We start from the raw sequence: 11,565 nt of genomic DNA, 5'->3' as shown, positions 1-11,565 counted from the left end.
AGATTCCATGAAGCCGGTCGCAATATTCAGACATATCCCCATCGAAGGGCCTGGCTATTTTGCCACATTTCTCGACAACAATCATATTCCGTGGCGTCTGATCAAAATCGACGCCGGAGAACAACCGCCCGCCAGCATCGATGGATTCAGCGGTCTGGTGTTCATGGGCGGAACGATGAGCGTCAACGACGACTTACCGTGGATCGAGCAGGAATTGACATTAATCCGCCAAGCGATTGCTCAAGACGTTCCGGTACTGGGCCATTGTCTGGGTGGTCAACTCATGGCTAAAGCCTTGGATGGCGTGGTCAGCGCCAATCCGGTCAAGGAAATGGGCTGGGGCGAAGTCAGCGTACAGGACAATCCGGTTGCCCGCACATGGTTTGGCGATCTGACAACTTTCAATTCATTCCACTGGCATGGCGAAGCATTCAGCATCCCGCAAGGCGCTACGTGCATTCTGTCCAGCCCGTACTGCGAAAATCAGGCGTTTGCCCTCGGTATGCATCTCGGCATGCAGTGCCACGTCGAAATGACCGAACGCCTGATCATCGACTGGTGCAGCGTCGGCGCAGAAGAACTCGCCAGCCTCAACGAGCCGTCGGTGCAATCGCTGGAAGAAATCGAAAAAAATTTACTGGAACGTGTTGCGGGGTTAAATGTAGTAGCTGAGCGGCTGTACCGGAAATGGATTGTGCATTTGAAGTAATTTATTATTGAATTGAATAACAGCAATTATAAAATCAAGCTCCGATCAATGTCGTGATGAGTGTTTTTTCTGCAAACAAAACATTGATTCAATGAGCATCTTCAGTTGCTTATCTCCGATCTCCTGCAATTGATGATAATGCTGTTTTGCGAGTGCTTCACGTTCAGATTGAGGCTTAATAGCTTGCAGATCAGCATCAATTGCTGCTACAGCATCATCAACAAAACTTGCCTCAGGGAAAGCACGAACAGCATTGCCATCAGCAAGTGAACTCGCAATACATCCGCGTGGTGTTGTCACCACGGGTACGCCATGGGCTAACGCTTCGAGAATTACAAGTGGTTCTGATTCGTTAGGATATACCGTCGGAAAAACTAGCAAGTCGAGTTCTTGATAGAAGTGAGTACGTTCTCTGCCGTGCACTGCACCAAGCCAGGAAACATTCTTCATTGCGTGCAATCGTTGTTTTAGCTCCTTCTCTAACAAAGCATCTGCCGGTTCTACTGGCCCAGCGATGGTAGCAACTACTGTATGACCGATTGCTTGCAGTCGATCTACAGTATCTAAAAACGTCCATAGCCCCTTTTCGGCACAGAGATTAGCGATAAACCCTAAATGATATGCCCCGCATCGCACAGATTGTATCGACGGTGATCCAGCCTCAAGGTTGGTCGCTGGTATTCTTACTAGTGCAGCATTAGACAGCACAGCAACGTTTGCATCTTCAATATTCCATGCTGAAATCAGCTCAAGCTTCATCCGCCCACAGAGCGTGATGTGTTTACACCGGCGAAGCAGAGGCAACGCAATTTTAATCAAGCGATCTGGCGCCACGCGATTAAAAACCACGAAACTATGGTGAGTTATATAAATCGGCCTACTTGCTAACAAGCCAATGGCAATACAAGCAAGATCAAACACCTTTGCATAGCCAACGGATAATGCGATTACGACGACTTCAGGGCGGCGCCGGAAACTCAACCACGCAAATGAGGCTAGAGTCCATAGAGCTCTTAGCATACGAGCAGGAATATCAAGTATTTTTAAACCTGTAAGACGGCGAGCCGCGATGTTAAAACGACGCACATGAAAGCGCTCACCTAGTGCCGCCGCCAGAAGCCCGGTTGCTACGGCCATACCATGCACAGGTGGTGGAAATGGGCCAGTGAAAAAAATCAAAGGTTGCCGCAATTGTTGAGACGTCTCGGAAATATTCTTTTGCATCACATTAGCCCATCAAACTGAATCATATTGTCACGCAAAGGTTTACGATTAATTATGTGTACGACATTTAGCATCTTAAGAACTGCTAAACGGTACCGACGATCGCGCATCTGACTAGGTCGATATGACGCACGCGCAAAACGATAATCCCACTTAAAAACCTGAATATCTTCAAATCGCTCAGGCCGATGGTCGTATAGTGATTGAAAAGCGGTACCAGGGATAGGTTTAAAACGACATAAATTAATACGATCCAAGTATTCGGCATTGCGTTCCAGAAACTGTGTAGTTAAATCTACATCACCTGTAGATTCACCCGGGTAACCGACCATCATTGTCGAACGCACGCTGATGCCGGCACGACTTGCAGCTCGAATAAATGCTTCATTGAGCTCAACCTTACAGCCCTTTGCCATACGCCGCAACATCTTCTGACTACCCGATTCCATTCCAAAGCTGATACGTACAAGACCTGACTCATGCGCACGTACAAGAGTATCCTGATCGAGTCCGTTGTCTCCCATCGAATTGACGTGCACCGTACCAATCCATTTAGCGCCAGGAACTCGCTTCTGGATATTATCAATAATCCCTCGCCAAAGATTAACATCGGAATTGAGCTTGATATCCAAGAAAATAAAATCTCGAGCCTGGTACTGTCTCGACTGAGTTTCAATTTCGTCAAGCACATGCTCGAGACTACGGCTGCGAAAAGTGCGTCCGTTTGCGGTAATAACATCGCTGCAAAAAGTACAGCGGCCCCAGCCGCAACCACGACTAGCCATCAATGGCACAATCCTGTGAGGATAGAGCTCCCATGGAAAATCACTGAGATCAGGTATCGGCAACTCATTCAGCTCCGCAAGTGGCTCAAGCATCGAACCACATCCAATTTGAGAAGCTCTTTCAGAATGCACAAAGATACCAGTATAATTATACACGGAAACACCGCGAATCAGCGCACGGACAAGGTCTACGATGACAAATTCCGCTTCGCCACTAAAAACTGCACTAACACCAGCTATTCGCGCCCAATCTTTTGCCGTACCAGGTAAAGTAAAGGCTGGTCCACCGAGTAGGACAGGCACACCAAGACGCGCTGCAATACCGGCAATGAACTCGACTGGTTTGCGATGTGAAAGGTATGCAGACAACAAAATCACATCCGCTTTGCCACATTCGATCTCGGCTTGAAGCAGGTTGCGGCGTTGAAATGTCAAGCGCTGCTTCCACACCCTATAAATCTCATAGAGCCAATCCTGGTGCTGCCATAGCCAACCAGGCGGGGCCATATATATTCGACGCATCAAGTGATCTAGGATGTTTTCTTGGTGCTCGCGCATCACACCACCCTGACCATGCGCCATTGGAGATAGTAATTCTACCTCGTAGCCCGCAGCACGAAGTGGCGCAACAAGATAACCAATTCCAAGAGAAGGATAACGGGCATAATTATTCAAATCCACTAGCAAAACTTTACCTTTAGCCACCACAAATGATTCCCTTCAAACAGTATTTAATGAGCTCTCTGCCTAAAATAGTATTGTTGAAACAATAAACAAACAGCAGAAGATGGATAGATAGCAAAATAATCAATAAGACCACATAAATTCAGCAGACCCCGGGGCTATAAACATTCGCTGTTGGGGCATAATCTGCTTAGTCTAATAAATGCTCACCTAATAATAGTTTAATAAACCTCTCTCGCGTCACGCTGGATGAATCGCGGTAAAGCTTGTATTTCGCATGCTGATCCGGTTGCTCCGGGTTGATCTCGATGCCCCAGAGCGGCGCGGTCGTTGTAGGCAGATTGGAATAGCGCACATCGACCAGCACGTTCGGTTGTTCCGGGCGGATGGCGAGGAATCCGGCGGAGAAATGGCTGAAGCGCGCAATATCTTGTGCCAGCACTGATGAAACTGGCAGATCGCTCAAATCGCGTTCCAGCACAAATTTTTCAATCGACTCTCCCGGATAGATGCGCGGTTCGGAAAACAAACCGGCGCGGATGGCATTCACATAGAATTTGCCTTCAAATTCGTAGATGGAACGCCACAGTACCAGATTGGCAAGCGTTGGCTTGACCAGCAATTGTTCCGCACGATGCCCTCTTTCCGCAATCAATGTTTCCGCGATGGTTTCAGCACGATGCAGTTGCATCCACCCGAACGACAAATAGATCGCCGCTAGCAGCAATCCGATACGCGCTGCGGTATGACTGTATTTCCTGAAAGCAATCACTCCGGCGGCCAGTAAGATCAATGTGAAAGCCGGGTCCAGCACCGAAATGATATTCAACGCCACACGCGCATCGCTGACCGGCCAGAGCAGATTGGTGCCATAGCTGGTAAACGCATCCAGCACGCCACTCAAGCAATAACCGAGAAAGGTAAACAGGTACAGCCGCGCAAAAGTCAGGCGTTTACGTAAAAACGGCCAGAGCAGCAGCGCGACAATCAAAGCGCCGAGCGGCACAAAAAACAGCGAGTGCGTGAAATGCCGGTGAAATTCGATATTCAACAACGGATCGTTCTCCGATTGAATCAGAATATCGACATCCGCCGCAATACCGGCAACGAAGCCTATGCCGGTTGCGATGCGTGCTTCTTGTTGTTTCGCGCCCGACTGCGCCATCGTGGCGCCGAGGAGTCCTTGGGTCAATAAATCCATAGTGTCGTAACGATAGTGAATAAAAAATCTCTTCTGCAGAAGATGCGTAGTATAAAAGAGGCGCGTGATTCTTTACGATTTTTCACGCAAACACAGTGAAACATAAAATACTGCAAGGCAATGCAGTTGTGATATCGTGTTAAAGCGTTGAAACGAAGCTAATCAGAGCTGTATTAATCGAATTAAAAGTCAATTCAATGCTTGCAACCCTATACAATTGATACCATGGGAAAACTCTTAAAGACCGGATTGCTGATCCTAATCAGTCTCGCCGTTTTTGCCGGGGCAGGTCTTTATGTTTTCCGCAATCCGCTACTGGAAACCTTGATCGGCCAGCAGTTGAATAAGCAGGGCTTACCGCTGCAATCCATTGCCGATTTGGATCTCTCATTCAATACGTTCCGTTTGAAGGGGTTGTCGGCAGGTAAAAATAAAGAGTTGCGCTTGGATAACATGCTCGTCACATGGAATGTACCGGATCTGCTTGCCGGTAAGCCAATTTCAGTTGAGGTCAGCGGTTTGCACGTGGCATTCGACCTGAACGCGGCGCACCCGTTGTTGAGTTCCACTACCCCCATGACTGCCGCACCTGAAAAAAGTATCAGCCTTCCCTGGTTGCCAAACTTTTCACTCAAGGACTCCGCGATTCATCTGCGCTCAACCGCTGGCGATGCGGCCATCGCGCTATCCGGTGACATTGCGCAAAACCAGCCGGATACACAGACGATACGCTTGAGTGTAATCGTTTCTGGTTCGTTGGCACAAAGCAAAAGCTTACTGACGGCGACACTGGATAGAAAAGGAAACATACAAGGGAAATTTGCCATTTCCGATGGGGTGCTGGGATTGCCCGAAGCGAGTATCTCCAGTTTTTCCGGTGAAGCGGCATTTTCGTTCGCCGCATTGCAGCTACAACATATCCAAACCGAATTCGCATTATCCGGCATCAAACTGCCGGGAAAAGCAATCGTAAAACCCGTGTCCGATTCCACTGATAAAAATCCGCTAGCGCCAGCTCTAGGGGATACAGTCATCGACCGAATCACCCTGAAGGGCGATATTCGCGCTTCAACACAATCCTTAACGGGATCACTGGATCTCGAAGCCAGCGGCGGTCAATATGCTGCGGAGCCGCTCAAAGTTCAGCAATTCTCTGTTTCTTTACCCATACAAATCACTTCCAACCGGGATAATTGGCAAGTTGCATTACGCAATCCAGGGCAGATCACTGTTGGCAAGATCGACTCCGGCACACCTGTGCATTTGCTGAATGCATTCCAGTTGTCAATCCCGCAAGCCAATCTGGAATTAGCAAAAAGCTCTCAGGGCTGGGCACTCGCGCACGATATCGCGATAGCTCCCGGTAATCTGAACGTGCGTGTCGATCGCGCGGAATCTTCCGCCATTGAAGCGCAAATTCATCCCGGAAAAATAACCTTGGCCGGGAAGCTCAGTACCGGCACCGATTACCAAGGACGATTTACCATCAGCGATGCGGGTTTCACGTTGCCGCAATCCGATCTGCAAATGAAGGATTTTTCCGCCACTGTGCATTTGAACGATGCCGAGATAGGCACTGCGGCGGATTTTGCCATCGCCCGGTTGCAACACCTGGCATCTGAGCCGCTATTTGCTGCGCTGTCTATCACCGGCAGTGTCCGCAATGAAGCGGCAGCTGGGGAACCGGTCGTGTATGGGCTGAACATCGCGGGCGGTGTGCCGGAATTGCGTTATTTAAAAATCAGCGGCCGTCATGCACCCGCGAGTGGCGATGGCATGCTACAGGCGGAAATTATTCCCATCCGTTTCTCACCGGAGGGTTTGCAGCCCGGCGTGCTCTCCCCCGCTCTTGCGCAACTTGAGGATGTCAGTGGACATCTCGGCGCTAATGTTCAATTCAAATGGTCCAAGGAAGGCATGAAGAACAGCCAGGCTGCATTTGAATTACGCAACTTATCGTTTGCCCGTGAAAATACAAAACTCAGCGATCTGAATATCAATCTTAACTTGGTGGATTTATTATCGCCCCGCACTCCGCCACACCAGACAATCACCATTCAGCGCATTGACGCCGGTGTTCCGCTGGAAAATCTGCTGGTTTCCTATCATATCGAAGGCACCAGCCCGCCTCGCATCGCCATCGAGCAGGCGCAATTCTCCGTGCTGGAGGGCACGATTGCCGTGGTGCCTACCGTCATCGACCCGGCCGCGGCACGTTCCGACACTTTGATCCGCATCAGCAACATCGACCTGGAAACCCTCTTTAATGTCATTAAGGTTGATGGATTGACGGGAAGCGGTCATTTGGACGGTCAGATCCCGCTGACATTGGCAGAAAATCAAGTGACCATCACCAACGGCCACCTTGCAGCGCAAGCTCCGGGGATTTTGCGCTTCAAATCAGAAAAAGCCTCAAAAATGATGGCTTCCGCCGGTAAGGAAATGAATTTATTACTGCAAGCGGCACAGGATTTTCACTACACCGAACTGTCGCTGGATCTCGACAAATCGGTTACGCACGATCTGGTAGCCAAACTGTCGTTGTTGGGGAATAATCCCAAGGTGAAAGACGGGCAGGCATTCCGTTTGAATATCAAGCTCGAAACGGATATCGATAAAATTCTGCAAACGATTAATCAAGGCTACAACTTATCGCATGAAATTCTGCGCGGCTCATTAAGGTTCCATTAAGTCCGCCCGCGTTAAATTGAAACCATGGAACACAGTATGCTAATTACCGGATTCCCAATCAGAATGGAGCGCGGGAATCCATCAGAAAAGGAGTGCAATCATGCGCAAAATTGATCGAATAACCAACGCGACATTAATCAAAGTCATCCTGATCCTATACTGCCTGACGATCACTGCATGCGCGCCGACCGTTAAAGTGGAGTCACCGCAGGAACCGATCACAATTAATCTCAATATCAAGCTGGATGCCGACATCCGGGTAAAGCTTGAAGAGCAAGCCAAAAAAGATATCGCGGCCAATCCTGGCATCTTCTGATATCAACGAGACGAGGAGAACACTATGCAGCGTACTGCAAACATGACAGTTAAAAAACCTTTCGCAAAAATCGGCCAAGCCATGCTGCTGGCATTCATGCTCAACGCAATACCCGCCTGGGCCGATTCCATCGAGAATCTGCGTGCATCGGGCGCAGTCGGCGAAAGTTACGATGGCTATGTCGTCGCGCGCCAACCCAGCGCCCGCGGAGAAGCGGATGAGATTAATGCAAAACGCCGGTCGATTTACCAGGAAAAAGCCACTGCTCAGGGAATCGATATCGAACAAGTCGGTAAAGTGTATGCTGAAGAAATCATCCGCAAAGTCCCGTCCGGAACTTGGATTCAGCTGAATGGACAATGGAAACAGAAATAGCAGGCCCTGCAAGTTAAACTACAGTTAAAACCGGCGAGCATCATCAGCGAGTACTGACGCTAAAAACCATTGTCCTATTTTGACATGCGTCAGATGCTCGCAGTCCGGTCCCCAAAGGGATTCATCCGTTAATCCGCCATCAACAGACTGACTTCGTCATACCAGCTGCAATGACGATAAGGTTCGGCGCGCAACAATGCTTTGTAGTTATCTGGCAAATCACGCGCAATCGCCCGGAATTCCTGCTGATCCTGTGCCGTAATGATAGTCGGACCCATAAACGGGGTTTTGTTGCGGCGCAAATTCAGGTTGAACACGTCCTGATGCGGTAAGTCAAAAAATCGAACCATGTCTTTTAACACCCCGTCCCGTTTGAGATCGGCGTCGACATCGATAAAAAACACGCGATCCTGCCACTGGTTATCCCGGATCAGCTGCACCGCCCGGTGCTCGATCTCCAGCCATTGCAGCAGATAAAACTGAAAACGGCTGAGTGTGCGCGGATAGTGCCGGAACAATGCTTCATGCCCGGTTAAAGCCCAGCGGAACAAACGTTCGCCGCTATCGCTGGTATATTCCGCAAACGGCAGATGCAACCGGCGTATAGCCTGTTCGCGCACATATTCGCTTTTTGCAACGAGCAATGGATTGCGTACCAGATGAATAAAACCGGGATTGCGCAGCAGGTTTCCGGCATGGCGGTTAAAAGCTTTCAGAAAAGCATGATTCGATTCAAAATAAAACGGTTGCTGGCGGCCCGCGATAAAACGGCATTTGCGTTCCAGCACCGGGATTAATGCGTTGTCGTTACCCTGCGTGTTCCATTCAATGGGTTTGCCGAACAGTGTGGGATTACCCGGTGTGAAGTAAGGCTCGTGCGTGCTGTAACAGTGCGTAATATTCTTCAAGAAGAAATCGGCGAGATAGCTGGTGCCCGAACGGCCGCTGGCGAGGGCGAATAGTACAAGCTGAGCGGGATTCATAGCCTTCCCGGCAAACTATCCAGTAGCACCATAAACATCATGTTGACTTTCAACGGTATCAGGCGGGTAGCGTGATGAATCAGCTCTACTGTTTATTTCAGGAATTTATCCTTGATTATCTGCGCAACAATCAATCCAGCGATCAACGCAATTACAGAATAAATAGTAATTTCTATTAAATCAGTCATCTGACAAGGTATCCCATCTCAATCGATCCAAACGCAAGCATTCTATATGAGATACATGCAATCAATGGAAAAATATTCTCCGCGCAAGATTCCTGAATTGCGAAATCCTTACCGCTGATTGACACAAGCTAAAATTATTCTCAAAATTGCGGCGCACGTTGATGGCCAGCCATCTCATGGCATGCAAAGAGACGCCCTTGTGGCATGAAGCGTGTGCCATCGCATCGGGATTGGATGGTAAAATGCCATGAAGCTACGCTTATGACAATAAGTTTGTATCTGTCACAAAAACGGAAACATTGATGTTGATCGCAACGGATTTGTTATTTTAATTTAAGATTAATTTTTATAGGCTTAATACATATATGAAGAAATTACTTTTTGTTGTTTTGATTTCCTTGGTGTTTACAAACAATCTGTACGCGAAAAGTAACAAAGGCAGTAAAGGCAGCGTATCAAAAGCGCCAGTGAGCTCCAAACCGGCCGCACAACAAAAACAAGCAACCACACCAAATCAACCTGCGCCAGCTCAGCCAGCGCAAGCAGCTAACGCAAATGCCCCAGCCGCAGCACCGAATGCACAGGCTCAAAGCCCATCCCTCTTGCAATCCGCAATGCCCGCATTAGTCGGTGGCGCGGTGGGAAGCTATGTCGGCAGCAAATTGGCCAGTGATGGCGCGGATGCAAAAGCAGCGGAAGAAAACGCGGAAAAAAAGGATGAACAATTCTTGAAATAGTAAGCCATAGCCGTTCGGCTTAACTTCACACATCCTGCCAAACAAAGAGCGTTACCCATTCTTTACAACAGAGATCGGTAACGCTCGAATCAACCGGATTATTAGACCATCAAGCGGCGGCGGTTTTATCGCGCTTTATCTCATCGGCAACAATCAAGCCTTGGTACTGAAGACAGCCCGATGAGCTTGCCAAAAAATGATGGCAGCTCATCAGAGTTTTTAACATCACTTACCCGAAGTCAGGTATTCCGCCTGTGTGCTAAATGACACCCTGCCCCAGCATGGCTTCAGCCACTTTGACAAAACCGGCGATATTGGCGCCATCCACGTAGTTCACGCTGCCGTCGGCTTTGGTGCCGTATTTCAAACAGGATTTGTGGATCGCTTGCATGATTTCTTTCAGGCGCGCATCGACTTCTTCGCGCGTCCAGGATATGCGCATGGCATTCTGGCTCATTTCCAGGCCCGACGTCGCAACACCACCGGCGTTACTGGCTTTGCCCGGCGCATAGAGCACTTTGTTGTGCAGGAAACATTCGACGGCTTCTGCAGTCGATGGCATGTTGGCGCCTTCGGCCACGCAAATCACGCCATTCTTGACCAGCGCCCGCGCATCGTCACCGTTCAATTCATTCTGTGTTGCGCAAGGCAATGCCACTTGGACGGGTACATGCCAGGGTTTTGCACCGGGTAGATAGGTGACGTTGACGCGTTTGGCGTATTCATCAAGGCGCGCATACAAGTGATTTTTTACCTCGGCCAGAATCGCCAGTTTTTCGGGAGTGAAACCCGCTTCGTCGACGATCGTGCCGCTCGAATCGGATACAGTCACCACTTTTGCGCCTTGCAACATGGCTTTTTCCACGGCAAATTGCGCCACATTGCCGGAACCGGAAACCGAAACGCGCATGCCTTCAAGCGAGCGCCCCGCGTGCTGCAATATTTCCTGAGCAAAATACACCGTGCCGTAACCGGTTGCTTCGGGACGTATCAATGACCCGCCGAAACTCAATCCTTTACCGGTAAATACGCAATCCGCGCGGTTGGATAATTTCTTCATCATACCCGCCATAAAGCCGACTTCCCGCCCGCCGACACCGATATCGCCCGCAGGAACGTCGGTATCCGAACCGATATGGCGGAACAATTCGCTGATAAACGCTTGGCAGAAACGCATGATTTCACCGGGGCTTTTGCCTTTCGGATCGAAATCGGAACCACCCTTGCCGCCGCCCATCGGTAATGTGGTCAGGGCATTTTTGAAGGTCTGCTCAAACGCCAGGAATTTAAGAATCGACAAATTAACCGACGGATGAAACCGGATCCCGCCTTTATAAGGCCCGATGGAAGAACTGTGCTGTATGCGATAACCGCGATTGACCCGGACTTCACCGTGATCATCCACCCAGGATACCCGAAATATAATCACGCGCTCCGGCTCAACCAAGCGATCCAGCAAGCCATGCTCGGCATAGCGAGGATGCTCCAATATAAACGGCCACAAACTTTCGATCACTTCTGTGACCGCCTGCATATACTCTGGTTGGTTCGGATTGCGCCCCGCCACATCGGCGCTGAACTCTTGAAGACTCTTATATTTCATTTTATTTCCCCGGTAAGTGAAAGGTTATCAGCAAATGGCCCAATTTTGCCAAATTAATGTACAAGCTGC

Annotated in this window: 10 protein-coding genes; 5 read left to right on the top strand and 5 right to left on the bottom strand. The window is 49.4% G+C overall.

What is annotated here, in order from left to right; genetic code table 11:
* The first annotated feature begins 7 nt into the window (after positions 1–7).
* The gene (locus ABD07_RS03570) at positions 8–709 is read left to right on the top strand and encodes a type 1 glutamine amidotransferase (protein ID WP_160817150.1); all 702 of its coding nucleotides are present in this window, start codon (positions 8–10) and stop codon (positions 707–709) included.
* A 45-nt stretch (positions 710–754) separates the two neighbouring features.
* Here the strand turns inward: ABD07_RS03570 and ABD07_RS03565 are convergent, their stop codons facing one another.
* From ABD07_RS03565 to ABD07_RS03555, 3 genes are all read right to left on the bottom strand, one after another.
* Positions 755–1,933, bottom strand: a complete 1,179-nt coding sequence (locus ABD07_RS03565; RefSeq protein ID WP_160817149.1) for a glycosyltransferase family 4 protein — start codon at positions 1,931–1,933, stop codon at positions 755–757.
* Positions 1,933–3,423 (bottom strand): radical SAM protein, encoded by a 1,491-nt coding sequence (locus ABD07_RS15270; protein WP_205010654.1) that lies wholly within the window; start codon positions 3,421–3,423, stop codon positions 1,933–1,935. The genes ABD07_RS03565 and ABD07_RS15270 overlap by 1 nt, the downstream gene beginning before the upstream one ends.
* Before the next feature lie 169 nt (positions 3,424–3,592).
* The gene (locus tag ABD07_RS03555; protein ID WP_160817147.1) at positions 3,593–4,603 is read right to left on the bottom strand and encodes a metal-dependent hydrolase; all 1,011 of its coding nucleotides are present in this window, start codon (positions 4,601–4,603) and stop codon (positions 3,593–3,595) included.
* A gap of 225 nt (positions 4,604–4,828) precedes the next feature.
* Between ABD07_RS03555 and ABD07_RS03550 the strand changes: the two genes are divergently transcribed.
* The 3 genes from ABD07_RS03550 (at position 4,829) to ABD07_RS03540 (ending at position 7,985) form a co-directional block, all read left to right on the top strand.
* A complete protein-coding gene (locus tag ABD07_RS03550) occupies positions 4,829–7,294 on the top strand; it encodes an intermembrane phospholipid transport YdbH family protein (RefSeq protein WP_160817146.1) in 2,466 nt (821 codons plus the stop codon).
* 100 nt (positions 7,295–7,394) lie between these two features.
* Positions 7,395–7,610 (top strand): YnbE family lipoprotein, encoded by a 216-nt coding sequence (locus ABD07_RS03545; RefSeq protein ID WP_108697891.1) that lies wholly within the window; start codon positions 7,395–7,397, stop codon positions 7,608–7,610.
* Positions 7,611–7,634: 24 nt separating this feature from the next.
* Positions 7,635–7,985: a YdbL family probable chaperone protein gene (locus ABD07_RS03540; protein WP_160817145.1), complete on the top strand. Its 351-nt coding sequence runs from the start codon at positions 7,635–7,637 to the stop codon at positions 7,983–7,985.
* 128 nt (positions 7,986–8,113) lie between these two features.
* Here the strand turns inward: ABD07_RS03540 and ABD07_RS03535 are convergent, their stop codons facing one another.
* The gene (locus ABD07_RS03535) at positions 8,114–8,968 is read right to left on the bottom strand and encodes a hypothetical protein (RefSeq protein ID WP_160817144.1); all 855 of its coding nucleotides are present in this window, start codon (positions 8,966–8,968) and stop codon (positions 8,114–8,116) included.
* A gap of 553 nt (positions 8,969–9,521) precedes the next feature.
* On the opposite strand from ABD07_RS03535, the gene ABD07_RS03530 reads away from it, so the two are divergent.
* Positions 9,522–9,893: a hypothetical protein gene (locus tag ABD07_RS03530; protein ID WP_160817143.1), complete on the top strand. Its 372-nt coding sequence runs from the start codon at positions 9,522–9,524 to the stop codon at positions 9,891–9,893.
* 259 nt (positions 9,894–10,152) lie between these two features.
* Here ABD07_RS03530 and gdhA read toward each other — a convergent pair whose 3' ends face one another.
* Positions 10,153–11,496, bottom strand: a complete 1,344-nt coding sequence (gdhA, locus tag ABD07_RS03525; protein WP_160817142.1) for an NADP-specific glutamate dehydrogenase — start codon at positions 11,494–11,496, stop codon at positions 10,153–10,155.
* Between the last annotated feature and the right edge of the window lie 69 nt (positions 11,497–11,565).

This window comes from Nitrosomonas oligotropha (genome assembly GCF_009833085.1).
In the GTDB taxonomy this organism is placed as follows: domain Bacteria; phylum Pseudomonadota; class Gammaproteobacteria; order Burkholderiales; family Nitrosomonadaceae; genus Nitrosomonas; species Nitrosomonas oligotropha.
The sequence above is the reverse complement of the archived record's forward strand: the minus strand, read 5'-3'. Positions and strand labels throughout refer to the sequence as shown.

Bases quoted from the DNA above. Each gene is read 5' to 3' on its own strand.
- ABD07_RS03570 (WP_160817150.1), top strand. From the start codon at position 8: ATGAAGCCGGTCGCAATATTCAGACATATCCCCATCGAAGGGCCTGGC.
- gdhA (WP_160817142.1), bottom strand. From the start codon at position 11,496: ATGAAATATAAGAGTCTTCAAGAGTTCAGCGCCGATGTGGCGGGGCGC.
- ABD07_RS03535 (WP_160817144.1), bottom strand. From the start codon at position 8,968: ATGAATCCCGCTCAGCTTGTACTATTCGCCCTCGCCAGCGGCCGTTCG.
- ABD07_RS03545 (WP_108697891.1), top strand. From the start codon at position 7,395: ATGCGCAAAATTGATCGAATAACCAACGCGACATTAATCAAAGTCATC.
- ABD07_RS03540 (WP_160817145.1), top strand. From the start codon at position 7,635: ATGCAGCGTACTGCAAACATGACAGTTAAAAAACCTTTCGCAAAAATC.
- ABD07_RS03555 (WP_160817147.1), bottom strand. From the start codon at position 4,603: ATGGATTTATTGACCCAAGGACTCCTCGGCGCCACGATGGCGCAGTCG.
- ABD07_RS03530 (WP_160817143.1), top strand. From the start codon at position 9,522: ATGAAGAAATTACTTTTTGTTGTTTTGATTTCCTTGGTGTTTACAAAC.
- ABD07_RS03550 (WP_160817146.1), top strand. From the start codon at position 4,829: ATGGGAAAACTCTTAAAGACCGGATTGCTGATCCTAATCAGTCTCGCC.
- ABD07_RS03565 (WP_160817149.1), bottom strand. From the start codon at position 1,933: ATGCAAAAGAATATTTCCGAGACGTCTCAACAATTGCGGCAACCTTTG.